General features: G+C 69.4%; 19 protein-coding genes and 2 pseudogenes. 16 read left to right on the top strand and 5 right to left on the bottom strand.

The features are described from left to right. The first annotated feature begins 135 nt into the window (after positions 1-135). The 10 genes from lepB (at position 136) to ASD21_RS04890 (ending at position 13065) form a co-directional block, all read left to right on the top strand. On the top strand, positions 136-984 hold the full coding sequence (lepB, locus tag ASD21_RS04935) for a signal peptidase I (protein WP_056437647.1): 849 nt from the start codon (positions 136-138) through the stop codon (positions 982-984). Next, positions 981-1682 carry a ribonuclease III gene (rnc, locus tag ASD21_RS04930; RefSeq protein ID WP_056437642.1) on the top strand — a complete coding sequence of 234 codons (702 nt, stop codon included), beginning with the start codon at positions 981-983 and terminating at the stop codon, positions 1680-1682. The genes lepB and rnc overlap by 4 nt, the downstream gene beginning before the upstream one ends. Before the next feature lie 191 nt (positions 1683-1873). Further along, positions 1874-2842, top strand: a complete 969-nt coding sequence (era, locus tag ASD21_RS04925) for a GTPase Era (protein WP_056437639.1) — start codon at positions 1874-1876, stop codon at positions 2840-2842. 85 nt (positions 2843-2927) lie between these two features. After that, positions 2928-3803 (top strand): arylamine N-acetyltransferase family protein, encoded by an 876-nt coding sequence (locus tag ASD21_RS04920; RefSeq protein WP_056437637.1) that lies wholly within the window; start codon positions 2928-2930, stop codon positions 3801-3803. Positions 3804-3820: 17 nt separating this feature from the next. Beyond that, entirely contained in the window at positions 3821-4552 is a 732-nt protein-coding gene (recO, locus tag ASD21_RS04915; RefSeq protein ID WP_056437866.1) for a DNA repair protein RecO, read from the top strand. A 111-nt stretch (positions 4553-4663) separates the two neighbouring features. Then, the gene (gene parC, locus ASD21_RS04910; protein WP_056437635.1) at positions 4664-6940 is read left to right on the top strand and encodes a DNA topoisomerase IV subunit A; all 2277 of its coding nucleotides are present in this window, start codon (positions 4664-4666) and stop codon (positions 6938-6940) included. 65 nt (positions 6941-7005) lie between these two features. Next, positions 7006-8373, top strand: a complete 1368-nt coding sequence (locus ASD21_RS04905; RefSeq protein ID WP_056437632.1) for a serine hydrolase domain-containing protein — start codon at positions 7006-7008, stop codon at positions 8371-8373. A 130-nt stretch (positions 8374-8503) separates the two neighbouring features. Continuing rightward, positions 8504-8848, top strand: a complete 345-nt coding sequence (locus ASD21_RS04900; protein WP_056437628.1) for a UrcA family protein — start codon at positions 8504-8506, stop codon at positions 8846-8848. A gap of 1306 nt (positions 8849-10154) precedes the next feature. Next, complete coding sequence (gene metG, locus ASD21_RS04895; protein WP_056437624.1) at positions 10155-11864, top strand: methionine--tRNA ligase; 1710 nt, start codon at positions 10155-10157, stop codon at positions 11862-11864. A 1-nt stretch (position 11865) separates the two neighbouring features. Then, the gene (locus ASD21_RS04890; protein WP_056437621.1) at positions 11866-13065 is read left to right on the top strand and encodes an MFS transporter; all 1200 of its coding nucleotides are present in this window, start codon (positions 11866-11868) and stop codon (positions 13063-13065) included. A gap of 13 nt (positions 13066-13078) precedes the next feature. Here the strand turns inward: ASD21_RS04890 and ASD21_RS04885 are convergent, their stop codons facing one another. The 3 genes from ASD21_RS04885 to cysD all read right to left on the bottom strand — a co-directional run bounded on the left by ASD21_RS04885 (position 13079) and on the right by cysD (position 16690). Then, positions 13079-13690, bottom strand: a complete 612-nt coding sequence (locus ASD21_RS04885; protein WP_056437618.1) for a DsbA family protein — start codon at positions 13688-13690, stop codon at positions 13079-13081. Positions 13691-13819: 129 nt separating this feature from the next. Beyond that, on the bottom strand, positions 13820-15748 hold the full coding sequence (gene cysN, locus ASD21_RS04880; RefSeq protein ID WP_056437616.1) for a sulfate adenylyltransferase subunit CysN: 1929 nt from the start codon (positions 15746-15748) through the stop codon (positions 13820-13822). Beyond that, a complete protein-coding gene (gene cysD, locus ASD21_RS04875) occupies positions 15749-16690 on the bottom strand; it encodes a sulfate adenylyltransferase subunit CysD (RefSeq protein ID WP_056437613.1) in 942 nt (313 codons plus the stop codon). A 299-nt stretch (positions 16691-16989) separates the two neighbouring features. On the opposite strand from cysD, the gene ASD21_RS04870 reads away from it, so the two are divergent. The 3 genes from ASD21_RS04870 to ASD21_RS04860 all read left to right on the top strand — a co-directional run bounded on the left by ASD21_RS04870 (position 16990) and on the right by ASD21_RS04860 (position 20851). Next, entirely contained in the window at positions 16990-17190 is a 201-nt protein-coding gene (locus ASD21_RS04870) for a hypothetical protein (protein WP_056437611.1), read from the top strand. A 162-nt stretch (positions 17191-17352) separates the two neighbouring features. Then, positions 17353-20289, top strand: a complete 2937-nt coding sequence (locus ASD21_RS04865) for a hypothetical protein (protein ID WP_056437608.1) — start codon at positions 17353-17355, stop codon at positions 20287-20289. Between the two features lies 1 nt (position 20290). After that, positions 20291-20851, top strand: coding sequence for a sugar transferase (locus ASD21_RS04860; protein WP_056437605.1), 561 nt, complete (start codon positions 20291-20293; stop codon positions 20849-20851). Here ASD21_RS04860 and ASD21_RS04855 read toward each other — a convergent pair. Continuing rightward, on the bottom strand, positions 20848-22290 hold the full coding sequence (locus ASD21_RS04855) for a mannitol dehydrogenase family protein (RefSeq protein WP_162250207.1): 1443 nt from the start codon (positions 22288-22290) through the stop codon (positions 20848-20850). The genes ASD21_RS04860 and ASD21_RS04855 overlap by 4 nt on opposite strands. Further along, complete coding sequence (locus tag ASD21_RS04850; protein WP_442856945.1) at positions 22287-23810, bottom strand: UxaA family hydrolase; 1524 nt, start codon at positions 23808-23810, stop codon at positions 22287-22289. The genes ASD21_RS04855 and ASD21_RS04850 overlap by 4 nt, the downstream gene beginning before the upstream one ends. Positions 23811-23976: 166 nt before the next feature. Here ASD21_RS04850 and ASD21_RS04845 point away from each other — a divergent pair, with 166 nt between their 5' ends. The 3 genes and pseudogenes from ASD21_RS04845 to ASD21_RS04840 form a co-directional block, all read left to right on the top strand. Beyond that, positions 23977-25050, top strand: a complete 1074-nt coding sequence (locus tag ASD21_RS04845; RefSeq protein ID WP_156390839.1) for a LacI family DNA-binding transcriptional regulator — start codon at positions 23977-23979, stop codon at positions 25048-25050. Between the two features lie 105 nt (positions 25051-25155). Continuing rightward, positions 25156-25227: pseudogene (locus ASD21_RS25190) on the top strand (hypothetical protein); the annotation flags it as partial. Between the two features lie 75 nt (positions 25228-25302). Continuing rightward, a pseudogene (locus tag ASD21_RS04840) lies at positions 25303-26039 on the top strand (glucuronate isomerase); the annotation flags it as partial.

Here is a 26039-nt window from a genome sequence, read left to right as displayed (position 1 = left end):
CTGGCGCGGGCGCCTCTTCGCGTCCACACCATGAAGGCGAGTTAACGGGCGCCCGGCTTGCTCCCGTCGTAAAGCCCGTCTAGCTAGGCGCGTCGGGTTCGCCCGCAGCCCATTCCGTCGAGAGCCCCTGAGCGCATGACCGACACCACCGACATCGAGACGCCCGATGAAAAGACCGGGGCGGTCAAGGAGTTCATCGAGATCGTCAAGACGGTCGCCTACGCCCTGGGCATCGCCCTGGTGCTGCGGGTGCTGCTGTTCCAGCCGTTCACGATCCCGTCGGCGTCGATGGAGCCCAACCTCTACCAGGGCGACTACATCATCGTTTCGAAATTCAGCTACGGCTGGTCCAAGCATTCGATCCCGTTCAGCCCGCCGCTGTTCCACGGCCGCATCCTGGGCCACGCGCCCAAGCGCGGCGACATCATCGTCTTCAAGCTGCCGCGCGACCCCAAGGTCGACTACATCAAGCGCCTGATCGGCCTGCCCGGCGACAAGGTCCAGGTGCGCGGCGGCGTGGTCTACATCAACGGCAAGGTCCTGGACCGCAAGGAACTGCCCTCGGCCCTGGTCGACACCGGCTACGGCACCATCCGCGCCGGCCGCTTCCAGGAGACCAATCCGGAAGGCCGCAAATACGCCACCCAGGACTACGGTCCCGACAGCGAGGCCGACAACACCGGCGTCTACACCGTGCCGGCCGGCTGCTACTTCTTCATGGGCGACAACCGCGACAACTCGCTGGACAGCCGCTTCGACCCAGGCGTCTCGGCCTTCAAGACCGGTCCCGGCACGTGCAAGTGGGACTACGCCAACGACCAGTACATTGGCATGCAGGAAGGCGTCGGCTTCGTGCCGGCCGAGAACCTGGTGGGCCGCGCCCAGCTGATCCTGCTGTCATGGAACGCCGACGCCCACCTGTTCAAGCCGTGGACCTGGTTCCTGGACGCCCGTCCGAGCCGCTTCTTCCGCGTTCTGAAGTGACAGACCGGCGCGCCGTCGCCGTCGGCGACCTGGAGCGCCGGATCGGTCACACGTTCCAGGATCGCCAGCTGCTGGAACTGGCCCTGACGCACGCCAGCGTCGGGGACGGGGCCAAGAAGGCCGGCGACAACGAGGTGCTGGAGTTCATCGGCGACCGCGTGCTGGGCCTGCTGGCCGCCGAGGCCTTGGCCGAGCGTTTCCCCAAGGCCAAGGAAGGCGAGCTGGCCCCGCGCCTGAACGCCCTGGTCAGCCGCGAGACCTGCGCGCGGGTCTCCCGCGCCGCCAATGTCGGCCCCGCCCTGCGCCTGTCGGCCTCGTCCAGCAAGATCGGCGGCCGCGAGACGGACTCGATCCTGGCCGGCGCCGCCGAGGCCCTGATGGCGGCCCTCTACCGCGACGGCGGGCTGGAGACGGCGCGCCGAGTGTTCCTGGACCTTTGGGCCGACGAGTTCGACAAGGCCGGCCAGGGCAAGCCGCGCGATCCCAAGACGGCGCTGCAGGAATGGGCGCAAGGCCTGGGCAAGCCGCTGCCGACCTACGCCGTCAAGGACCGCAAGGGGCCGGACCACGCGCCGGTGTTCACGGTGCAAGTGACGGTGGTGGGCCTGGATCCGGTTTATGCCGAGGGCCGCTCGCGGCAGGAGGCCGAGAAGGCGGCGGCCAAGGCGCTGCTGGAGCGGGAAGGGGCGGGGATTTAGGCGGAGACGCCCCCTCCGTCACGCCGCTTCGCGACGCGCCACCTCCCCCGTTTCACGGGGGAGGAAAGATCGATCCAGCCTTCTCCTCACCCGCAAGGCGGGGGAGGTGGCGCGATGCGAATACGCATCGTGACGGAGGAGGCGTCCTTCGGCGTCTGCTTTTCCCTTCCGCTGTGCTACACGCACGCGCAATGACTGAAAACACCCCCCAAGAGCCCTCGGGCCAAAACACCCGCGCCGGCTTCGCCGCCATCATCGGCGCCCCGAACGCCGGCAAGTCCACCCTGGTCAACCGCATGGTCGGGGCCAAGGTCTCGATCGTCACCCAGAAGGTCCAGACGACGCGCTTCCCCGTGCGCGGCGTGGCCATGATCGGCCAGACCCAGATCGTGCTGGTCGACACCCCCGGCATCTTCACCCCGCGCCGTCGCCTGGACCGCGCCATGGTCCGTTCCGCCTGGAGCGGCGCCGAGGACAGCGAAGTCGTCGTCCACCTGGTCGACGTGCAGGCCGAGCTCGCCTCGCGCGAGCGCCGCGCCTCGGCCGGTGAGCACCGCTCGGTGCAGGACGTCCAGACGATCATCGAGGGCCTGAAGGCCGCCAACCGCCAGGTGATCCTGGCGTTGAACAAGATCGACGGCGTCAAGCGCGAGACCCTGCTGGCCGTCGCCCACGACCTGTACGAGACCGGCGTCTATTCCGAGGTGTTCATGATCAGCGCCGGCACCGGCGCGGGCGTCGACGACCTGACCGCCAAGCTGGCCTCGCTGATGCCGGAAGGCCCCTGGCTCTATCCGGAAGACCAGACCGCCGACCTGCCGGCCCGCCTGCTGGCCGCCGAGATCACCCGCGAGAAGATCTATCTGCGCGTCCACGAGGAGCTGCCTTACGCCGCCTCGGTCGAGACCACGGCGTTCGAGGAACGCCCGGACGGCAGCGCCCGCATCGAGCAGACCATCTATGTCGAGCGCGACGGCCAGCGGGCCATCGTGCTGGGCAAGGGCGGCGAGGTGATCAAGTGGATCGGGAAGAGCTCGCGCGAGGAGCTGGAAGACATCCTCGACCGCAAGATCCACCTGTTCCTGCACGTGAAGGTCAAGGAGAACTGGGCCGAGGAACGCGGCCTGTTCAACGACATGGGCCTGGATTTCGACGTTTAAGGCGCGCGAGCGTTCGGCGCGGGGTGGCAATCCCGCGCCGAAGCGTTACCTGTAGGGCCGAGAACAGACAGGGAATATCGCGGCCGTGAGCAAGCTGGACATCGCGCCGACCGAAGCGGCTTCACCTTCGGTCGATCTGGACGCCTATTTCGCCCGCATCGGCTATGACGGCCCCCGCGAGCCGACGCTCGAGGTGCTGCGCGCCCTCCACCAGAAACATCCCGACGCCATCGTCTTCGAGAATGTCGACGTGCTGCTGGGCAGGGCGATCAGCCTGGATCCGGCCGACATCGACGCCAAGCTGATCGCGGCCGGGCGAGGGGGCTACTGCTACGAGCAGAACGGGCTGTTCAAGCGGGTGCTGACGGCGCTGGGCTTCGAGGTCACGGGCCTGATGGCGCGGGTGCTGTGGATGGTCCCCGACGACGCGCCGCCCCGACCGCGCTCGCACATGGTGCTGGGCGTGCGGGTTCCGGGCGACGACACGGTCTGGCTGGCCGACGTCGGCTTCGGCGGCTGCGTGCTGACCGCGCCGCTGCGCCTGTTCTCCGACGAGGCGCAGGCCACGCCCAACGGCGACTTCCGCATCCTGCCCGTGGCCGAGCTGGGCGGCGAGCGCCGGGTGCAGGCCAACCTCTCGGGCAAGTGGGCGGCGACCTACCAGGTGGCTCTGGGCGCCTGGGCCGACCAGGACTACGAGCAGGTCAATTTCTACACCTACACTCACCCCAGCTCGCACTTCACCTGGAGCCTGACGGCCGGCCGCACCACGCCGACCGCCCGCTACGCCCTGAAGAACAACCGCCTGACCTGGCGCGACGCCGACGGCGCCCTGGTCGAGCAGCGCGACCTGTCGGCCGACGAGCTGGAAGCGACCCTGCGCGACGTGATCGGCCTGCCGGTCGAGCCCGAATGGCGGCCGGTGATCGAGAAGATCGTGGCCTGGGGGACCCCCGCCTAGATGGAATGGCCCCTCTGATGGAATGGGAAGACGAGGCCTTCGTGCTGTCGGCGCGCGTCCATGGCGAGACCGGGGCGATCGTCGAGCTGCTGACCCAGGACCGGGGCAAGTTCGCCGCCCACGTCTCGGGCGCGGCCTCGCGGCGGATGAAGCCGTTCCTGCAGGCCGGGGCCAAGGTCATTGCCCGCTACCGGGCCCGGATGAGCGACCAGCTGGGCGCGGCGACCCTGGAGCCGATCGGCGAGGGGCCTTCGTCGCTGTTCGATGAGCCGCTGGCTCTGTCTGGATTGTCGGCCGCCGCCGCCGTCGCCGCCGGAGCCCTGCCGGAGCGCGAAGCCCACCCGGGCGCCTTCCACGCCCTGGAAGCTCTGATCACGGCCCTGGCCATCCCCGAGATCTGGCCGGCGGTCTATGTGCGGTTCGAGGCCGGGCTGCTGCAGGACCTGGGGTTCGGCCTGGACCTTTCGAAATGCGCCGCCACTGGCTCGCTGGACGACCTTGTCTATATCAGCCCGCGGACGGGCCGGGCGGTCAGCCGGGCGGCGGGCGCGCCCTATCACGACAAGCTCTTGCCCCTGCCGCCGTTCATGCTGTCGGCTCAGGGCGGCCTGGCCGAGGGCGACGTCGGGGCGGGCCTGGACATCACCGGCCACTTCCTCGAGCAGTTCGTGTTCCACCCGCTGAACAAGCCGCTGCCGCCGGCCCGGGTGTGGCTGCTGGACCGGCTGGGCGAGGCGGGACGGCTCTAAACGCCCGATCAGCGGCCAATCGCCGCCGCGTTCCCCTTTTGTCGTCGTCGAGGGAGGATTTGCCGCGCGGGATTGGCTAGTGTGGCCGTTCACGCGTAACGAATCTCCCAGATGAACAAACCAGTCCTTCCCCCTGGCGGTCCCGGCGACGGCGATCGCATCCTTGACGAGCCGCTGAGCGAGGCGCTTTCCAAGCGCTACCTGGCCTATGCGCTGTCGACGATCGGCTCGCGGGCCCTGCCCGACGTGCGCGACGGCCTCAAGCCCGTTCACCGCCGCGTGCTGCACGCGATGAACAACATGCGGCTCAACCCCGAAGGCGCCGCGCGCAAGTGCGCCAAGGTGGTCGGCGAGGTGATGGGCAACTTCCACCCGCACGGCGACCAGTCGATCTACGACGCCCTGGTCCGCCTGGCCCAGGACTTCGCCCAGCGGGTGCCGCTGGTCGACGGCCAGGGCAACTTCGGCAACATCGACGGCGATAACCCCGCCGCCATGCGCTACACCGAGTGCAAGATGACCGCCGCGGCCATGCTGCTGCTGGACGGCATCGACGAGGACGCGGTCGACTTCAAGCCGTCCTACGACGGCCAGGACGAGGAGCCGGTGGTCCTGCCGTCGGGCTTCCCGAACCTGCTGGCCAACGGCTCGTCGGGCATCGCCGTGGGCATGGCCACCTCGATCCCGCCGCACAATCCGGCCGAGCTGATCGACGCCTGCCTGCTGCTGCTGGGCAAGCCCGAGGCGACCACGGCCGAGATCCTGGAACGCGTGCCGGGCCCGGACTTCCCGACCGGCGGCGTGATCGTCGAGTCCCGCGAGAGCCTGCTGGAGACCTACGAGACCGGTCGCGGCGGCGTGCGCACCCGCGCCAGGTGGGAGAAGGAAGACACCGGCCGCGGCACCTACCAGATCGTCGTCACCGAGATTCCGTATCAGGTGAAGAAGTCCGACCTGGTCGAGCAGCTGGCCGACCTGATCGACAGCAAGAAGGCCGCCCTGCTGGGCGACGTGCGCGACGAGAGCGCCGAGGACATCCGCCTGGTCCTCGAGCCCAAGTCCAAGAACGTCGAGCCCGAAGTGCTGATGGAGAGCCTGTTCAAGCTCTCGGCGCTGGAAAGCCGCTTCCCGGTCAACATCAACGTGCTGGACGCCAAGGGCACGCCGGGCGTGATGGGCATCAAGCAGGCCCTGATGGCCTTCCTGGCCCACCGCCGCCAGGTGCTGACCCGCCGGGCCCGCCACCGCCTGGCCAAGATCGAAGCCCGTCTGCACATCCTGGACGGCCTGCTGGTCGCCTACCTCAATCTCGACGAGGTGATCCGCATCGTCCGCTACGAGGACGAGCCCAAGAAGAAGCTGATCGAGACCTTCTCCCTTTCGGAGCTCCAGGCCGACGCCATCCTCAACACCCGGCTGCGCCAACTGGCCAAGCTGGAGGAGATGGAGATCCGCCGCGAGCACGCCGAACTGGTGGAAGAGCGCGACGGCATCATGGCCATGCTGGCCAGCGACAAGAAGCAGTGGGACCTGGTCGGCACGGGCCTGCGCCAGGTGCGCGCCATCCTGGTCAAGATCGCCCATCCGCATGACAAGCCTCGCCCGACCGGGGTGATCGGCCGCTCGATCTTCGAGGACGCGCCGCTGGTCGACGCCGACGCGGCCCTGGAGGCGATGATCGTGCGCGAGCCGATCACCGTCATCCTGTCGGACCGCGGCTGGATCCGCGCCGCCAAGGGCAAGATCGACGACCCGTCCGAGCTGAAGTTCAAGGAAGGCGACAAGCTGGCCTTCCTGGCCCCGGCCGAGACCACCGACAAGCTGCTGCTGTTCACCAGCGATGGCCGGTTCTTCACGATCGGCTGCAACAACCTGCCGTCGGCGCGCGGTCACGGCGAGCCGGTGCGGATGATGATCGAGCTCGACGACAAGGTGAAGATCATCGACATGTTCCCGCTCAAGGCCGGGCGCAAACGCTTCCTGGCCTCCAAGCAGGGCTACGGCTTCCTGATGCCGGAAGAAGAGGCCGTGGCCAACCGCAAGGCGGGCAAGCAGGTGCTGACGGTCGACGCCGCCGGCGCGGCTTTCTGCCTGGAAGCGGTCGGCGACCAGATCGCGGTGATCGGCGACAACGGCAAGATCCTGATCTTCCCGCTGGAGGAGCTGCCGGAGATGCCGCGCGGCAAGGGCGTCAAGCTGCAGGCCTATCGCGAGGGCGGGCTGCGCGACGCGATCTCGTTCAACAGCGAGACCGGGGCCTTCTGGATCGACACCGCCGGCCGTCGTCGCGACTGGGTCGAGTGGCGCGAGTGGATCGGTCGTCGGGCCGGGGCCGGCAAGCTGTCGCCCAAGGGTTTCCCGACGTCCAAGCGGTTCCGGCCCAAGTGACGTCCCCCATGTCTGTCATCCCGGATCTCCGCTAAGCTTCGTCCGGGATGACAGGATTTGACGACATGAATGCGGTGTTGAAGCGCACCGCCGGCGCTCTGGTCGGGCTGCTGGGTTTGGCGGCGGCCGGGTCCGTGAGCGCCGCGCCCCCGCTGCCGGCGGCCAAGCCGGAGGCGGCGGGCTTCTCGGTCGAGCGGCTCAGGAAGCTGGACGAGACGATGCAGACCCTGGTCGACCAGGGCCAGATCGCTGGCGGCGTCACCGTGCTGGGCCGCCACGGCAGCGTCGTGTCGATGAAGACCTTCGGCAAGCGCAGCCTGGAAACCGGCGAGGCCATGCCCGCCGACGCCATCTTCCGCATCCGCTCCGAGACCAAGGCGGTCACCGGGGTGGCGATGCTGGTCCTCTACGATGAGGGCAAGTGGAAGCTGGACGACCCGGTCACCAAATACCTGCCCGAGCTGGCCAATCTGCGCGTCGCCTCGGGCGTCGACGCCGAGGGACGGCCGATCCTTAACCCGGTCAGCCGCTCGCCGACCATGCGCGAGCTGATGACCCACACGGCCGGCTTCGCCTACGGCCTGGCCGACGATCCGGCCAGCCTGGCCGACCAGGCCTACTATCGGGCCGGCGTGCTGCAGTCCGACAGCCTGCAGCACCTGGTCGAGAAGGTGGCCATGCTGCCGATGTACGCCCAGCCCGGCGTGATGTGGCGCTACAGCGTCGCCGCCGACCTGCAGGGCCTGATCGTCGAGCGCCTGTCGGGCCAGCCCCTGCCGGTGTTCATGGAGGAGCGGATCTTCCAGCCCCTGGGCATGAGCGACACCGCCTTCTGGGCGCCGCCCGAGAAGCTGCCCCGCGTGGCCGCGCTGTATGACGGCGACCCGGTCACCGGAAAGCTGGCGCCGGCCGTCGAGGGGCCGTGGCGCGACGTTTCCCGGCCGCCGGGCGCGCCGTCGGGCGGGGGAGGGCTGTTGTCCACCGCCGGCGATTTCGCCCGCTTCGCCCAGATGATCCTGAACGGCGGCGAGTTGGACGGCGTGCGCGTCCTGCGGCCCGAGACGGTGGCCCTGATGCGGCTCAACCACCTGCCGCCCAGCTTCCTGGTCACCACTAACGGCACGGCCGGCGTGCTGCGGCCCGAGCCGAAGCCGTTCCCGTTCGGCGCGGGCATGGGCTACGGCCTGGACGTGGCCGTGGCGGTGGACCCGCACCTGTCCGGCGCGCCCGTCGGTCCGGGCACGATCAGCTGGGGCGGCAGCGCCGGCACCTGGTTCTGGATCGACCCCGCCAACGACCTGTTCTTCATCGGCATGATCCAGCGCCTGGGCGGCGTGGGCTCGGGCCTGGACGCCACCACCCGCACGGTGGTCTACCAGGCGCTGGAGAAGCCGCCGGTCAAGGAAGCTCGCCTGACTTCTTCTTCGCGTTAGAAGATTACATCTCGTTCATTCTATGAATACGACGTCATGAAGCAGACGTAACGAGTATTCGTGAAATAACCTGGCCATTCTACCCCTCGAAGGCGACGCGGACGGCGTCGCGAGGACAGGGGAGATCAACATGAGCCGGTTCATCGTCAAGCGTTCGACGGTCGCGGCGCCAGGCCTGGCGGTTCTGGTCGCCCTGTCGGCGCTGGGCCTGACCCAGGCCGCCCAGGCGGCGCCCGCCCAGCCCGTGGTGCTGGCCACCATCCCGGTCGGCGACCTGGACCTTTCCCGCCCCGATGACGCGCGTGTGCTCAAGGCCCGCATCGAAGCCGCCCGCGAGGCGGTCTGCGACGCCCGCGCCCGGACCGAGGGGCTCGATCGCTGGTCGGCCAAGGCCTGCCGCATCGACATCCGCGACGAGGTTGAATCCAAGCTGTCGCAACGCCAGGCCAGGGCCTTGCGCGGGGTCGGCGGCTGACCCACGAGATCCTCCCCCCCGGGAGGTGGCGGGAGCGCCGGGCACGCCACCGCCTGGCCGCTTTTCCCTCAAAGCGCTCACGGCGTCGCATGTCCCCAGCCCCCATGGGAAACGCCACGAGGCTCCCGCCGAGCTTTTTGATGAAGATAAGGACGCTTCTTTGAACCCTCTCCCGGAGGGGAGAGGGAGGGACCCGCGCCGCAGGCGTGGGAGGGAGAGGGGGGACGCCCTGTCCGGTTTCACGCGGGCGCCCTGCCGGCACGCCGGCCGACGTTCCTAACCCCTCACCCTCCCACCGCTGCGCGGCGGGCCCCGCCCTCTCCCCTCCGGGAGAGGGTTTTGGCGCTTACGCTCGGCGCATAGCGAACAAACCCCGGCGATTTCAACGCCCTGAACTTTCTCGACCCGATTTGGTCCTCGCCCTCCAAAGCTCCCGTATCCTTGTCTCACCTCGTCGCGGGGAAAGGGCGCATGGCCAGCGACCGATGCGGCGGCGGGGGGCGATCGAGCGGGAAGCTCTGTCGGCGGTGTTTGTCCGCGTGTGTAGGGACAACATCAAACCTCATGTCTCTGGTGCCGGTCGGGCATGGAACACAGATACGACGTGGCGTGAGGGCCGGGAGAACAACAGGTGGGCGTTTAGCGCCCGCGGTCCGGGACCGGGGTTCGTTGACCTGGCCCGCCCGTCGGAGGCTTCAAGGCGGCGAGGCCCTAACAGGGCTCAGCGTCGCGAGCTTCCGGATAACGACCGCGCGGAGCGTCAGGCTTCGTGTCGGAGGCTTCAAGGCGGCGAGGCCCTAACAGGGCTCAGCGTCGCGAGCTTCCGGATAACGACCGCGCGGAGCGTCAGGCTTCGTCGAAACGGTATTCTTTTTCAAACTCCGGACGGTGTCCGGCGCTCCGCGACCCTTTCCATTCCCTCAGCGAGAGATCGCGTGAGCTTGAAAAGCCGTGCCCGCGCACACTTGCCCCCACCTGACCGCTTCGCGGTCTGTCCGCCCCCACAGGGGGCGGAGGACGCGCGCACGGAACCTCTTCCCCCTCCGGGGGAAGACGACCGCGAAGCGGTCCGTAGGGGGCAAGCGTTCGCCGCACGAAGGTCCTCCCCCCGTGGGGGAGGTGTCGGCGCAGCCGACGGAGGGGGGCGTGATCGGCCGATGGCCAGACCCACGATCAACGATCCAACAACCCCCCCCACCGATCGCTGCGCGATCGCCTCCCCCCACGGGGGGAGGACCGCACCGAGCTTTCGTTTCCGCCCGGGGCCTTCTATATGCAACCGCTCCTCGACTCCCCCGGAAGACCCATGGCCCGCATCCTGATCACCTCCGCCCTGCCGTACATCAACGGCATCAAGCACCTGGGCAATCTGGCGGGATCGATGTTGCCGGCCGACGTCTACGCCCGCTTCCAGCGCGCGCGGGGCAACGACACCCTCTATATCTGCGCCACCGACGAGCACGGCACCCCGGCCGAGCTGGCCGCCGCCGCCGCCGGCCAGGACGTGGCCACCTACTGCGCCGAGCAGCACGTGCTGCAGCACGACGTGGGCCGCGCGTTCGGCCTGTCGTGGGACCATTTCGGCCGCTCGTCCTCGCCGCAGAACCATCGCCTGACCCAGCACTTCTGCGAGGTGCTCGAAGCGCGCGGCCTGATCGAGGAACGCGTCGACCAGATGGTCTATTCCATCGACGACAAGCGCTTCCTGCCCGACCGCTACATCGAGGGCACCTGCCCGCACTGCGGCTTCGAGAAGGCCCGCGGCGACCAGTGCGACAACTGCGGCAACCTGCTGGACCCGACCGACCTGAAGAACGCCTATTCGGTGATCTCCGGCTCGCGGAACCTGGAGGTGCGCGACACTCGCCACCTCTACCTGCTCCAGACCAAGATGGCCGAGAAGATCCGCGCCTGGGTCGACGCCCACGGCGACTGGCCGCTGCTGGCCAAGTCGATCGCCTACAAGCACTTGGACGAAGGCCTGATCGACCGCGGCATCACCCGCGACCTGGCCTGGGGCATCCCGGTGACCAAGGGCGAGTTCCCGCGTCCGGGCTTCGAGGACAAGGTCTTCTACGTCTGGTTCGACGCCCCCATCGAATACATCGCCGCCACCCAGGAATGGGCCGAGGCCGGCGCCGATCGCGACTGGAAGTCGTGGTGGCGCACCGACGAAGGGGCGCAGGACGTCCGCTACGTCCAGTTCATGGGCAAGGACAACGTCGCGTTCCACACGGTCAGCTTCCCGGCCACGATCCTCGGCTCGGAAGAGCCGTGGAAGAGCGTCGACATGCTCAAGGCCTTCAACTGGCTGAACTGGTACGGCGGCAAGTTCTCGACCAGCAACCAGCGCGGCGTGTTCATGGACGTCGCGCTGGCGATCCTGCCGCCCGACCTGTGGCGCTGGTACCTGACCTCCAATTCGCCCGAGAGCAGCGACACGGCCTTTACCTGGGAGCAGTTCGCCAGCGCCGTGAACCGCGACCTGGCCGACGTGCTGGGCAACTTCGTCAACCGCATCCTGAAGTTCACGGAGAGCAAGTTCGACGGCGTGATCCCCGACGGCGGCGCCCCCGGCCCGCTTGAGGAGAAGCTCTACGCCGATGTCGCCGCCCGCCTGGCCGATCTGGCCGAGCAGATGGACTCCATCGAGGTGCGCAAGAGCGCCCAGGCCCTGCGCGCCCTGTGGGTGGTGGGCAACGAGTACCTGCAGGAAGCCGCCCCGTGGACGGCGATCAAGACCGACCGAGACCGCGCCGCCGTGATCGTCCGCACCGCCCTGAACCTGGCGGCGCTGTACGCCCGCATCTCCGCGCCGTTCATCCCGTTCGCGGCCGAGAAGATCGCCGAGGCCTTCCAGCTGTCCTGGCCGCCGGCCTGGCCGTCGAACGACGCCGCCGCCGAACTGTCGAGCCTGCCGGTCGGCCTGTCGGTCCGCGCGCCGGAAGTGCTGTTCAAGAAGATCGAGGACGAGCAGATCGCCGAGTGGACCGCGCGGTTCGGCGGGGCGGAATAGGGTGACAAGCGAGGCGGGGGCAGGGCGCTTTTCCGCCCAAACCCGCCTGGGCCTGTTCTACGTCGTCTCCTATCTCGGCACCGGCGTCAGCCTGCCGTTCATCGCCACCTATTTCCGCTCGCGCGGCCTGACCGGGGCCGAGATCGGGCTGATCCTGGCCGTGCCGATGCTGGCGCGGCCGTTCACCGGGCCGGTGCTCGCGGTCTGGGCCGACGGCTTCACCCTGCGTCGGACGCCCCTGGCCCTGCTGGCCCTGGGGGCGGCGGCCGGCTATCTGGCCATGCTGGCCGCGCCGGGCTTCTGGGGCTTGCTGGCCTGCTGGCTGGTCGGGATGACCTTCCTGACCACCCTGACGCCGCTGATCGACGTGATCACCCTGCGGCGCTCGCGGCTGGACAGCTTCAATTACGGCGTGCCGCGCGGCGCGGGCTCGGCGGCCTTCATCGTCGCCAACCTGGCCATGGGGGCGATCCTGGCGGTCATGTCGCCCAGCGTCATCGTCGCCTGGATCACCACGGCGGCGATCGGCGTGGCCGTGGTCTCGGCCCTGATCCTGCCGCCCGAGCGCGTCCATGAGGCTGGAGCCCCGCAGCTCGGCCGCGCCGAGCGTTGGAAAGGCCTGGGCGGCCTGCTGCGCGACAGGACCTTCGTGCTGGCCGTGATCACCGCCGGCCTGATCCAGGGGGCGCACGCCTTCTATTACGGCTTCTCGGCCCTGCTCTGGCGCCATCAGGGGATCTCGGCCCCGATGATCGGCGTGCTGTGGGGCGTCGGGGTGGCCGTCGAGGTCGGCTTCATGTGGTTCGCCGAGCCGTGGCGGCGCAAGGTCGGGCCCGAGAAGCTGCTGGTGCTGGGCGGGGCGGCGGCTCTGCTGCGCTGGACCGCCTACGCCTTCGCCCCGCCGCTGTGGCTGCTGTTCCCGCTGCAGGCCCTGCACGCCCTGACCTTCGCGGCCAGCTTCATGGCCTCGCTGCGGCTGATCGAGCGCCTGGCCCCGCCGCAGAGCGCCTCGGCCGCCCAGGCGATCAACTCGGCCCTGTCGGCCGGCTTCATGCTGGGCGTCGGCACGCTGGCGGCCGGACCGCTGTTCGACGCCTTCGGAACCCGGGGCTACCTGGCCATGGCGGCGATGGGCGGCCTGGGTCTGATCGGGGCGGTGAGGCTGACGCGGCTGAGGCCGCGTCAGATCGTGCTGGACTAGACGGCGTCGTCCCTTAGGTCCCCGCCGCCGCGATCGCCGCGTCCAGCTCGTCCAGCGTGCGGTAGCCCGGCTCAAGCTTCTTGCCGTTGATCTCGAAGGTGGGCGTGGCGCTGATCTCGTTGTCGCGGGCGTTGCTTTCCACGCGCTTGTTCAGCGCCTCGATCTGCTTCTCGTCGGTGACGCACTTGTTGAACTGCTCGTCGCTCATGCCCGCCGACTTGGCGATTCCCTGGAGGGTTTCGCGCGGGGTGTCCAACACCTCCGGGTGGCTGGCGAAGACCGCGTCGTTGACCGCGAAATACTTGTCCTTCCCGGCGCAGCGGGCCAGCAGGAAGCCGGCGGACGCCACCGTGACTTCCGAACCACCGCCCACCAGCATCTCGCGGAACACGTAGTGCACCCTGCCGGTGTCGATATATTTGGCCTTGAACGCCGGATAGACCTCCTTCTGCCAAGCCGCGCAGACCGGGCAGCCGACCGAGGCGTATTCGACGACCGTGATCTTGGCGTCTTTGGCGCCCAGATCCATGTCGTCCGGCAAGGGGGCGAACGTCTTGGGCTTGCCGCAGGCGGCCAGGCTGAAGAGCATGAGAACCGCGACAGTCGCGACCTTGAAGCGATGCATTCAACCCGACCCCTTACCAGACGCCATCAACGGCAAGCGCCACCATAGGGGGCGGCCCAAGACGCGCAAGCCCGTGTCCGGGCGACACGGGCGCCCGGAAACTCCAGGTCGCTTCGAGCCTCCCGCGCCTCAGATCTCGTAGTCGATCTCGCCTTCCAGCCAGGCGACGATCCGCTCGGCGGCGGCGACCGGGTCCATCCGGGTCGTGTCGATCCGCAACTCCGGCGTTTCGGGCGCCTCGTAGGGGCTGTCGATGCCGGTGAAGTTCTTCAGCTGGCCCGCCCGCGCCTTCTTGTAGAGGCCCTTGACGTCGCGCTCCTCGGCCACCGCCAGCGGAGTGTCGACGAACACCTCGACGAACTCGCCGTCTTGCAGGATCTCGCGCGCCAGCCGGCGCTCGGCCCGGAACGGCGAGATGAAGGCGGTCAGCACGATCAGCCCGGCGTCGACCATCAGCTTGGCCACCTCGGCGACCCGGCGGATGTTCTCGACCCGGTCCTCCTCGGTGAAGCCGAGGTTCTTGTTGAGGCCGTGGCGCACGTTGTCGCCGTCCAGCAGATAGGTGTGACGGCCCAGGGCGTGCAGGCGCTTCTCGACCAGGTTGGCGATCGTCGATTTGCCCGCGCCCGACAGGCCCGTCAGCCAGACCACCCGGCCGCGCTGGCCTTTCAGGGCGGCGCGCGAGGCCTTGCCGACATCGGTGTGCTGCCAGTGGATGTTGTCGGCCCGGCGCAGGGCGAAATTCAGCAGGCCCGCCCCGACGGTGCGGTTGCTGATCCGGTCGATCAGGATGAAGCCGCCCAGGTCGCGGTTCTTGGCGTAGGGCTCGAACGGGATGGCCTGGTCCAGCGAGAGATTGACCAACCCGATCTCGTTCAGTTCCAGCTTCTTGGCCGCCAGGTGTTCCAGCGTGTTGACGTTCACCCGGTGCTTGATCTCGGTGACGCTGGCCCCGACCATCCGCGTGCCGATCTTCAGCAGGTAGGAGCGGCCGGGCGGCAGGGCCTCGTCGTCCATCCAGACGACGGTGGCCTCGAACTGGCCGGCCACGGCGACCGGGTCATCGGCGGCCACCAGGATGTCGCCGCGGCTGACGTCGATCTCGTCGGCCAAAGTGAGGGTCACCGACTGGCCGGCATAGGCCTCGGCCAGGTCGTCGGGCTTGGTGACGATCCGCGCCACGGTGCTTTCGCGGCCCGAGGGCAGGGACTTCACTCGGTCGCCCGGCTTGACGGTCCCGGCGGCGATCTGGCCCGAGAAACCCCGGAAGTCGAGGTTGGGGCGGTTGACCCACTGCACGGGCATGCGGAACGACTGGCCGCGCAGGTCGTCCTCGACCTCCACGCCTTCCAGCCAGTCCATCAGGATCGGGCCGGCATACCAGGGCGAATCCTCGCCACGCGAGGCCATGTTGGCGCCGGTCAGGCCCGAGATCGGGATGGGGGTGAAGGTCGCCAGGGCGATCTGGTCGGCGAAGGCGCGATAGTCGGCGACGATCGCGTCGAACGTCGCCTTGTCCCAGCCGACCAGGTCCATCTTGTTCACCGCCAGCACTACGTGGCGGATGCCCAGAAGCTTGACGAGGTAGCTGTGGCGACGGGTCTGGGTCAGCACGCCCTTGCGGGCGTCGATCAGGATCACGGCCGCGTCGGCGGTCGAGGCGCCGGTGACCATGTTGCGCGTGTACTGCTCATGGCCGGGGGTGTCGGCGACGATGAACTTGCGCTTGTCGGTGGCGAAGAAGCGGTAGGCGACGTCGATGGTGATGCCTTGCTCGCGCTCGGCGGCCAGGCCGTCGACCAGCAGGGCGAAGTCGATCGCGCCGCCCTGGGTGCCCACCCGTCTGGAGTCGGCCTCGAGGGCCGCCATCTGGTCCTCGAAGATCATCTTGCTGTCGTAGAGCAGACGGCCGATCAGGGTCGACTTGCCGTCGTCCACCGAGCCGCAGGTGATGAAGCGCAGCAGCGACTTGTGCTGGTGGGCGACCAGATAGGCGTCGATGTCGTCGGCGATCAGGTCGGAGGGCTTGTAGACCGTGTTTTGGGCGGCGGCGGTCATCTAGAAATAGCCTTCCTGCTTCTTCTTCTCCATCGAGGCGGACTGGTCATGGTCGATGACCCGGCCCTGGCGCTCGCTGGTGGTGGTCAGCAGCATCTCCTGGATGACCTCGGGCAGGGTGGAGGCGGTGCTCTCGACCGCGCCCGTCAGCGGGTAGCAGCCCAGGGTGCGGAACCGCACGCTCTTCATTTGCGGGACCTCGCCCGGACGCAGTCGGAAGCGGTCGTCGTCGACCATGATCAGAGAGCCGTCGCGTTCGACCACCGGCCGCTCGGCCGCGAAGTACAGCGGCACGATCGGGATGTTCTCCAGGTGGATGTATTGCCAGACGTCCAACTCGGTCCAGTTGGAGATCGGGAAGACCCGCAGGCTTTCGCCGGGGTGCTTGCGGGTGTTGTAGAGCTTCCAGAGTTCGGGCCGCTGGTCCTTGGGATCCCAGCGCTGCTCGGTGGTGCGGAAGCTGAACACGCGCTCCTTGGCCCGGCTCTTCTCCTCGTCGCGGCGGGCCCCGCCGAAGGCCGCGTCGAAGCCGTACTTGGCCAGGGCCTGCTTGAGGCCCTCGGTCTTCCACAGATCGGTGTGCAGGGCGCTGCCGTGGTCGAACGGATTGATGCCGCGCGCCTCGGCCTCGGGATTCTTGTGGACCAGCAGGTCGAAGCCCAGCTGCTGGGCGATGGTGTCGCGCAGCTCGTACATGGCCCGGAACTTCCAGGTCGTGTCGACGTGCAGCAGCGGGAAGGGCGGCTTGGACGGATAGAAGGCCTTGGCCGCCAGGTGCAGCATCACCGCGCTGTCCTTGCCGATCGAATACAGCATGACCGGGTTTTCGCACTCGGCCGCCACCTCGCGCAGGATGTGGATGCTCTCGGCTTCCAGCCGCTGGAGATGCGTGAGCCGAGCCGGGGACAGGACGCCAGTGGGGGCGCTAGCGGGGGCGCTCATGGACAGGTCCGCAAAGGCGTCGTGCGACAGCGAAGCGACTTGGGTAGGGGGCAAAACGCGTATCCGCAAATGGAAAGCTCCGCCGACGCACGAAGGCGCGACGACGGGGCGGTGATCCTGGACGTGGACCTAGGTCCCGTGAGTGCGACGGGCAAGGCGGGGAAATCTGCAGGCGCTGTGAGCTTCGATGGCGCCCAGGCGGCGTCGGGGGCCGGAGCGGGGTCCTTCATGACCAAAAGTTCACTCGCGCCGGATGCCGAAGCGCTGCATAACGCCGATATCGGAAAATGGGCCCCCCGATGTCCTCCCTGGCTGAATTCATCGCCGCGATCATGCTCTGGCTTTCGTCGATGGCGCTTTGCCAGTTCGGCATGGCCGTCGAGCACCAGGCCAAGACCCCGCCCAAGGCCGAGCGGGTCATCGCCCGCACGCCCCGTCAACAGGTCGTCCAAACCATCGAGCGCTGCCCCCGCCTGCACGGGACTGAGGTCAGCGCCTAGGGCCTTGCTCCGCCAAGCCCTTCGCTGGACGGGAAAACCGGCGGAACCCGCTATGCGGACCGGCTTTTCGCCGCTAGGTTTATTCGTTGCGTGCGAGAGGGGCGTCCGCGCGGCGATGTTCATCCGGCCCCAAGCCGTTTCGCCCTGGGACTATGGCTGCGTATGAAGCCTAAGAAGCGCCAACCGCTTGATTTCACCGGCATTCCCGTGGAGCCGCCGGTCGAGGACGTCGGCCGCCCTGTCGAGGCGGAAGTCGAACCCGATGCGGACGCGCCGGTGACCGAACCGGACCTGGACCTCGATATCGCCGCCGTTCCCGAAGCGTCGGCCCCGCCGATTCTCGACCGCGGTCCGCTGGACCTCGAGCCTGAACCCGCTTCCGAGCCTCTCCCCGCGCCGGTTCCCGAAACGCCCCGGGCCAGCGCGCGGCGCGGCTTCTTCAGCGTTGCGTCGAAATCCCGGGCCGCGTCGCAGCCCGCGCCGCCGCCCGCAACCAAGATCATCGAACCGGTCGAACCTCCGAGGGCCGAGATCGCGGCCGCCGAGCCGGAGGCGGTGATCGAACCGGCCCCGCCCCCGAAATCGAACTTCAAGCCGCCCGAGGCCGAGCCCGATCCGGCGCCGTTCTCGCCGGCCCGCGGTCGACGCAGCGCGCCGGTCGAAGCCGAACCCCTGGCGCCGCTGCCGTCGTTCCTGACCGCGCCCGTCGCGGCCCCGCTGGCGGCTCAGGCCGCCCAGCCGCCGGCCCCGGTGGTCGAGCCTGAACCGCCGGCCCCATCCAAGCGTTTCGAAGCGGCGGTGTCCAAACCGCGTGAGACCACGTCGATCACACCGCCCGTCACACCTCTGTCCACGGCCCGCGAAGGCAAGAAGCCGATGCCCGCGCCGCTGTATTGGAGCCTGGCGATCGCCGCCGCGGCGCTCTGGACGCTGGGGCCGATCGCCTTCGCGCTCGGTTACGGCGCCGGCGTGCCGGCCCTGAAGGTCGATCAGTTCGCCCTGATGGTGTTCGCCGCCCTGGCTATCGGTCCCGCCGCCTTCACCCTGTTGGGCGCCTACATGCTGCGGCAGGCCATGGGGGTCTCGGCCGAGCTGAAGCACGCCCGGATCGTGACCGATCGCCTGGTCACCCCGGCCGCCCTGGCGGCGGCGGGCGTCGACGGCGCGGTCGAACGCATCCGTAACCAGATCGAGGCCGCCACGGCCGCCGCCGATGAAGCCCGGGTCCGCGTCCAGGGGCTGCGCGAGGCCCTGGCCGAGGAAACCCTGGCCCTGGCCCAGACCACCAGCGAGTCGGCTCGCATGGTGCAGCAGTTGTCCGAGGGTCTTGGCCATGAGCGCCAGGCCATGCACGCCCTGTCGACCACGCTCGACGCCCAGTCCACGGCCGTGGTCGACGCCATCGGCAGCCAGGCGCGCATGGTCGCCGAGGCCTCAGACCTGGCCGAGACCCAGCTGCGGGAGGCCGAAGCCGCGCTCGCCGCCCGAGCCGCCGATCTGGCCGCCGCCGCCGCCGAGGCGTCCGACGCCGCGCGGGTCGGGGCCGAGGACCTGTCGCGCCAGATCGCTCGCCTGGAGACCGCCGGGCAGGGCGTCGGCGATCAGATGGGCGCCGTCGAGCGCACCCTGGCCGCCCAGCGCGCCGCCCTGGTCGCCGCCAGCCAGTCGCTGCGCACCGACCAGGAGGACTTCGCGGCCGAGAGCGAGACTCGCACCGCCCAGTTGACCGAGTTCATCGGCCACACCCGCGCCGGCGCCACCGAGATGAGCGACATGGCGGCCATGGGCGCCGAGGTGCTGCGCGGCCTGATCGGGGCCGCGGCCCAGCAGCTGCGTGAAGTCGCCGAGGCCGCCCGCGCCGAGCGCGAGGCCCTGGCGGCCGAAACTTCCAGCGCCATCGCCGCCCTGGCCAGCGCCGCCGGCGGTCAACGCGCCGACCTTGAAACGGCCCTGGTCCAGGCGATGGAGTCCATGGCCGAGGCGGCCCGCAAGGCCAACGACGGCGTGGAGCTGCGCGTCGACGCCGCCCGTGTCCGCGTCGACCAGCTCAACGAAATCGCCTTCGCCGCCGGCCAGAAGGCCGACACCGTGTTCGAGTCCCGCATGGACGAGGCCCGCGACCTGATCGAGCAATCGGCCCAGGTGGTCGAGCAGGCCGGCGCCCGCACGGCCCAGAAGCTCTCCGAGAGCGTCGAGACCGCCCGCGCCACCATCGGCGAGATGGAGGCCATGCTGGCCGATGTCGGCCGCCGCACCGCCGACCTGCCGGCCGAGGCCCTGGCTCGCGCCAACGAGGTCCGGGCCCAGATCGAGCAGGGCATAGAGGATTTGCGTCAGTCCGCCCGCCGGACCGCCGAGGAGACCGCGGCGATCGACCAGGCGTTCCAGGAACGCGTCCGCCGCAACTACGACATGCTCAGCGAGGCGGTCGGGCGGATGGGAGGCGCGGCTCCCGCCGCCGCGCCGTCTCGCGCGCCGCCGCCGCTGAACCGTCAGACCCAGGCCGCCCCCCCGCCGTCGGCCGCCAAGCCGGCCAACGAACCCAGCGCCGAGGACGCCGGCTTGCGTCCGCGCCTGCGCCTGACCCCCACCGCCACCGACGACGAGTTCCGCTCGGTGTTCGACGCCGCCGGCGGCCGCAACGCCGCGCCGACCCCGTCCGGCGAACGGGCCGAACCGCAACAGGGCGGCCTGTCGTGGCGCAATCTGTTGTCGGGGCTGGAAAGCGTCGCGCCCGGCGACGCCGCCCTGGGCGAGAAGATGGCTGGCGAAATCTTGGCCATGGGCATCGATCCGACGGCCCTGCTGCCCCGCGCCCGCATCGACGAGATCGCCGCCGCGGTCCAGACCCATGACGAGGGCGGGGCGCGTGACGTGGTCAAGAAACTGGCGCCGGCCGCCATCCGTCGGCTGGTGCGGCGCCTGTTCTCCGACGCCACGCTGCGGGCCGACGCCGAGCGTTTCCTGCGCCGCTACGCCGGCATGATGGACGAGGCCTCCGAGCAGGACCGCGAGGGCTTCCTGGTGGCGGCCCTGCTGTCGTCCGACGCCGGCCGCGCCTACCTGCTGTTGGACGCGGCTTTCGGGGATCTGGCCTAGGGTGAAGAGGCTGTTCGACGCGGCGGCGTCCGGCGCGGCGCTGCTGCTGCTGGCCATCCCGCTGCTGATCGTGGCGGCGGTGGTGCGCCTGACCTCGCCGGGGCCGGCGCTCTACTGGTCGCGGCGGGTGGGACGCGGCAACGCGCTGTTCGCGATGCCCAAGTTCCGCACCATGCGGATCGACACCCCCGAGGTCGCCACCCACCTGTTGGCCGATCCCGACCGCTGGCTGACCCCGCCGGGCGCCTTCCTGCGCAGGACCAGCCTCGATGAGCTGCCGCAGCTGTGGAGCGTGCTGGTCGGCGACATGAGCCTGGTCGGGCCGCGCCCGGCGCTGTTCAATCAGGACGACCTGGTGGCCCTGCGGACGGCGGCCGGCGTCGAGACGCTGCGGCCCGGCGTCACCGGCTGGGCCCAGATCAACGGGCGGGACGAGATCGCCATTCCCGAGAAGGTGGCCCTGGACGCCGAATATCTCCGGCGCCAGGGGTTCTGGTTCGACCTGACGATCCTGTTGCGGACCGTGCTGCCCGTGGTCACGGGCAAGGGCGTGACCCGTTAGGCGAGCGCCGCGTAGGCCTTCTCCAGCGCCGCCACGAACACCGCGTTCCCTGCTAGGTCTCGGCTGAACACCGGCTCCAGTTTCAGGAACCGCGCCACGTCGGCCTCGGCGTCGCCGGTGCAGGCGGCCGCCGTCTCGACCAGCCGGTCGGCCAGCGGATCGACGATCTTCTCGCCCTCGGCGGCGCGGCGGCGGACGAAGTGCATCCAGGCGGCCAGGGGCAGGGCCAGGCGATCCACCGGGCGGCCGGCCGCCAGGGCGTCGGCGACCGTGCCGAGGATGCGGAACGGCAGCTTCTGCGAACCGTCCCAGGCGATCTGGCTCAGCAGGTGGCGGATCTCGGGATTGCGGAACCGGCCCAGGATCGCCTGGGCGTAGGCGGCCAGATCCAGGCCGCGCGGCGCGGTCAGGGTCGGGATGATGTCGTGGACCATCAAGTCCTCGGCGATCCTGGCCAGGGCCGGATCGCTGATCGCCTCGAACACCGTCTCATGGCCCTTCAGCAGGCCCGCATAGGCGATGGTCGAGTGGACGCCGTTCAGCAGCCGCAGCTTGGCGCGTTCGAAGCCGCGCACGTCGTCGGTCAGGGTCACGCCGACCGAGGCGAGGTCCGGCGCGCCGTCCCCTAGCACGTCCTCGACCACCCACTGGGTGAAGGCCTCGCGCTGGATCGGCCAGGCGTCGTTCAGGCCGGTGGCCGTCTCGACCCGGGCCCGCAGGGCGTCGTCGGTGGCGGGGGTGATGCTGTCGACCATGGTGCGCGGGAAGCGGCCCTCGGCCTCGATCCAGGCGGCCAAGGGCGGGTCGATCGCCTCGGCGAAGGCCACGACGGCCGCCTTCAGGCGCCAGCCGTTGTCGGCGAGGTTGTCGCAGGCCACCACGGCGTAGGGCGGCAGGCCGACCTGATGGCGGCGGCGCAGCCCCTCGACCACGTAGCCCACGGCGCTGATCGGAAGACGCGGATGGGCCAAGTCATGGATGATGTCGGGGTGGGCGGTGTCCAGCTTGCCGTCGCCGGTCAGGCAATAGCCCTTCTCGGTGACGGTCAGGGTGACCATGCGGGTGGCCGGCGCGGCCAGGCGGGCGAAGACCGAGGGCGGATCCTCCGGCGCGACCAGCACCTCCAGGATCGAGCCGACCACGCGGAAGGTGGTCTCGGCGTCCAGCTGGGCCAGGGTGTAGAGGCCGTCCTGCGGTTGCAGGGCGTCGCGGACCCCCGGGCTCTTCAGCGACACGGCGCAGATGCCCCAGCGCGGGTCCGTGGCGAGCAGTTGGTCGAAATAGAAGGCCTGGTGAGCGCGGTGGAAGGCGCCGGGGCCGAAATGCACCACGCCGACCGTGACCTTGTCGCGGTCGTAGGCGGGCAAGGCGACGCCGGGAATGGCGGCCGGATAGCTGACGGCGTTCAGACGCAGGGGACGGGAGAGAGTGTCGGTCACAGAGTCACGCCTTGTTTCCAGATGGCGATTTCACGCTCGCCGTTGAGTTCGGCCTTGGTCGGCTGGCCCGAGGCCGTGGCCACGACCAGATCCATCAGGGAGTCGGCCGCCGCGTCCATGGTCTGGCCCGATAGCACCACGCCGGCGTCGAAGTCGATCCAGCCCGGCTTGCGGGCGGCCAGGGCCGAGTTCGAGGCGATCTTCAGGGTGGGGGCGGGGAAACCCAACGGCGTGCCGCGGCCGGTGGTGAACAGGATCACCGTCGCGCCGGCCGCCGTCAGGGCGGTAGACGACACCGCGTCGTTGCCGGGAGCCTCCAGCAGGGTCAGGCCGTGCGGCCCCACCTGCTCGCCGTAGCGCAGCACCTCGACCAGCGGCGCGCGGCCGCCCTTCTGCACCGCCCCCAGGGACTTCTCCTCCAGGGTGGTGATGCCGCCGGCGATATTGCCGGGCGAGGGGTTCTCGTAGATCGGCTGGTGGTTGTCGATGAAGTAGCGCTTGAAGTCGTCGATCACTCCGACCGCCTCGTCGAACACCTGGCGGGTGGCGGCTCGGGCCAGCAGCACGCCCTCGGCGCCGAACACCTCGGGGATTTCGGTCAGCACCGGCGTGCCGCCGGCGTCGGAGACCTTGTCGGCGATGCGGCCGACCAGCGGATTGGCGGTGACCCCGGAGAAGCCGTCCGAGCCGCCGCACTTGAGGCCGACCACCAGGTCCGACAGCGGGGCGGGCTCGCGCCGGTCGCGCTCGGCGATGGCGACCAGTTCCTCGACGGCCTCCAGACCGTCCTCCAGTTCGTCCTCGACCATCTGGGTGGTGAACGAGCGCAGGCGTTCCGGATCCAGGCCCGGGGCGGATTCCAGCAGGGCCTTGAGCTGATTGTTCTCGCAGCCCAGGCCCAGGATCAGCACGCCGCCGGCGTTGGGATGGGCGGCGAGGCCCGCGATCAGCTTGCGGGTGTGGGCCAGGTCGTCGCCCAGCTGCGAACAACCGAACGGGTGGGGGAAGGCGAAGACGCCGTCGACCCGGCCGGCGAAGCGGGCGTTGGCCTTTTCGGCGATCCGGCGGGCGGTGTTGGCCACGCAGCCGACCGTGCACAGCACCCAGATCTCGTTGCGGGTGCCGACCCGGCCGTTCTTGCGGCGATAGCCCAGGAAGGTCCCGGCGGGCGGCGGCTCATGCGGCTCCGGATGGGCGTCGGCGTAGGTGAAGTCTTCCACGCCCGACAGGCGGGTCTCGACATTGTGGACGTGCACGTGGTCGCCGACCGCGATGTCGGTCGTGGCCCGACCGATCGGCCAGCCGTATTTGAGCACGTCCTCGCCCTTGGCCGCGGCGCGCACGGCGATCTTGTGGCCCTTGGGGATGTCGGCGCGGGCGACGAGCGCCAGGCCGTGCAGGTCCAGGGTCTCGCCCGCGACAAGTTCGCGCAGGGCCGTCGCCACATGGTCGCGCGGGTCGACGCCGTGGATCGATTCGGACGGGCTGGAGGTGGGTTCGCCTATCAAAGCCTTGGTCATTGGAACTTTTCGTGTTGCCATCCCCGTTAGGGCGACGGGGAAACCGGTGTCACCATAGGCAGTTCTGCCCGAAGGTGCATCTGTAGCGGCGTCGTCGTCCGTAGAGTATGACAAAACAAAACAACGATCGCCGCATGGAAACGCTTTGACCTCGTCCAAGACCCGCTTGCCGGACACCGACGGCATCGAAATTGAAACCGCCCTGGAGGCCGGCCTTGAGGGCGGCCGCAAGCGCGCCACCATCAACGACATCGCCCGCCTGGCCGGCGTCTCGAAGAAGACCGTCTCGCGCGTGATCAACCAATCGCCCTTCGTGCGCGACGAGACCCGCGAACGCATCGAGGCGGTGATCGCCGAGTGGGGCTATGCGCCCGATCCCCAGGCCCGGGGCCTGGCGTTCCGCCGCTCGTTCCTGATCGGCATGATCTACGACAACCCCAACCCGCAATATGTCGTCAACATGCAGCTGGGTCTTCTGGACGGCATTCGCGGGTCCGGCTTCGAGCTGGTGGTGCATCCCTGCGATCGCGCCAGCCCGACCTTCCTGCAGGACGTCCGCACCTTCGTCGAACGCCAGAAGCTGTTCGGCGTGGTGCTGCCGCCTTCGGTTTCCGAAGACGAGCGAGTGGCCAAGCTGCTGCGCGAGATCGGCTGCGAATATATCCGCATCGCCTCGGTCGAGCTGGACAAGCCCGAGCACATGATCGTCGGCCACGACCGCCTGGGCGGCGAGGCCATGGGCGCCTATCTGGTCGAGCTGGGCCATCGCGAGATCGGCTTCATCAGCGGCCTGCCCAGCTTCCGGTCGTCGCACGAGCGGCGAGGGGGCTTCGAGGACGCCCTGAACAAGGCCGGACTGGAGCTGAAGCCCGACTACGTGCTGCAGGGCGCCTACACCTTCGAATCCGGCCTGGCCTGCGGCGAGGCGCTGTTGGCCAAGACCCCGCGGCCGACCGCGATCTTCGCCGGCAACGACGAAATGGCCGCCGGTGTGCTGCAGGCGGCGCGCCGCGCCGGGCTCGAAGTGCCCGCCGACGTCACCGTGGTCGGTTTCGATGACTTCCAGATCGCCCAGGCCGTCTGGCCGCCGCTGACCACCATCCACATTCCGACCCGGGAAGTGGGCCGGATCGCCGCCGAGAAACTGATCGGCGCGGCGGTTCGCGAAAAGCGCGACCCCAACAGCACCATCCCCTATCTCGTCGTCCGGGAATCGTCGGGCGCCCCGCCGAAGGTGTAGGATCCTGGCGGCGCCTTTGGCTTGCATGGCGCCATGACACCGGTTACCAAGCGCCTCGAAAACGGCCCCAGGAAGCCGTCGGCGGAGTAGGGAGTAGGAAACGCCATGACCCGGCCTCTGGTTTTTCACGACGACCGCCTGTTTCCGGCCGACGGGCGCACGCGGGAGATCGCCCGGGCGCTGTACGGCCAGGTCAAGGCCCTGCCGATCATCAGCCCGCACGGCCACACCGATCCGGCCTGGTTCGCGACNCGGGCGCACGCGGGAGATCGCCCGGGCGCTGTACGGCCAGGTCAAGGCCCTGCCGATCATCAGCCCGCACGGCCACACCGATCCGGCCTGGTTCGCGACGAATGCGCCCTTCGAGGACGCCACCGACCTGCTGCTGGCCCCGGACCACTATCTGTTCCGCATGCTCTACAGCCAGGGCATCAGCCTGGACGCCCTGAAGGTGCGCTCCAAGGCCGGGGTCCCGGCCACCGACCCGCGCGAGGCCTGGCGGCTGCTGGCCAGCAACTTCCACCTGTTTCGCGGCACCCCGTCGTGGCTGTGGCTCAACCACGTGTTCAGCCAGGTGTTCGGCTTCACGACGTTCCTGAGCGCCGAGACCTCGGACGACTATTTCGACGCCATCAACGCGGCCCTGGCCACCGAGGCGTTCCGGCCCCGGGCCCTGTTCGACCGCTTCAACATCGAGACCCTGGCCACCACCGAGGGGCCGCAGGATCGGCTCGAGCATCACAAGGCCATCCGCGACAGCGGCTGGGGCGGCCATGTGATCACCGCCTATCGTCCCGACGCGGTCATCGACTTCGAGGACGAGCGCTTCGGCCGGGCCTTCGAGCGGTTCGGCGAGGTCTGCGGCCAGGACGTCACGACCTGGAAGGGCTATCTGGAAGGCCACCGCCTGCGCCGCGCGGCCTTCATCCAAGCCGGCGCCACCTCGTCCGACCACGGCCATCCGACCGCCGCCACCGCCGACCTGTCCG

Source organism: Caulobacter sp. Root1455 (assembly GCF_001426905.1).
In the GTDB taxonomy this organism is placed as follows: domain Bacteria; phylum Pseudomonadota; class Alphaproteobacteria; order Caulobacterales; family Caulobacteraceae; genus Caulobacter.
This window is presented reverse-complemented; position numbering and strand designations above follow the sequence as displayed.

Excerpts from the sequence above, each read along its gene's own strand:
- metG (WP_056437624.1), top strand. The coding sequence starts at position 10,155 with ATGGCCCGCATCCTGATCACCTCCGCCCTGCCGTACATCAACGGCATC.
- ASD21_RS04865 (WP_056437608.1), top strand. The coding sequence starts at position 17,353 with ATGAAGCCTAAGAAGCGCCAACCGCTTGATTTCACCGGCATTCCCGTG.
- parC (WP_056437635.1), top strand. The coding sequence starts at position 4,664 with ATGAACAAACCAGTCCTTCCCCCTGGCGGTCCCGGCGACGGCGATCGC.
- ASD21_RS04900 (WP_056437628.1), top strand. The coding sequence starts at position 8,504 with ATGAGCCGGTTCATCGTCAAGCGTTCGACGGTCGCGGCGCCAGGCCTG.
- cysN (WP_056437616.1), bottom strand. The coding sequence starts at position 15,748 with ATGACCGCCGCCGCCCAAAACACGGTCTACAAGCCCTCCGACCTGATC.
- lepB (WP_056437647.1), top strand. The coding sequence starts at position 136 with ATGACCGACACCACCGACATCGAGACGCCCGATGAAAAGACCGGGGCG.
- ASD21_RS04885 (WP_056437618.1), bottom strand. The coding sequence starts at position 13,690 with ATGCATCGCTTCAAGGTCGCGACTGTCGCGGTTCTCATGCTCTTCAGC.
- cysD (WP_056437613.1), bottom strand. The coding sequence starts at position 16,690 with ATGAGCGCCCCCGCTAGCGCCCCCACTGGCGTCCTGTCCCCGGCTCGG.
- recO (WP_056437866.1), top strand. The coding sequence starts at position 3,821 with ATGGAATGGGAAGACGAGGCCTTCGTGCTGTCGGCGCGCGTCCATGGC.
- ASD21_RS04850 (WP_442856945.1), bottom strand. The coding sequence starts at position 23,810 with ATGACCAAGGCTTTGATAGGCGAACCCACCTCCAGCCCGTCCGAATCG.
- era (WP_056437639.1), top strand. The coding sequence starts at position 1,874 with ATGACTGAAAACACCCCCCAAGAGCCCTCGGGCCAAAACACCCGCGCC.
- ASD21_RS04870 (WP_056437611.1), top strand. The coding sequence starts at position 16,990 with ATGTCCTCCCTGGCTGAATTCATCGCCGCGATCATGCTCTGGCTTTCG.
- ASD21_RS04905 (WP_056437632.1), top strand. The coding sequence starts at position 7,006 with ATGAATGCGGTGTTGAAGCGCACCGCCGGCGCTCTGGTCGGGCTGCTG.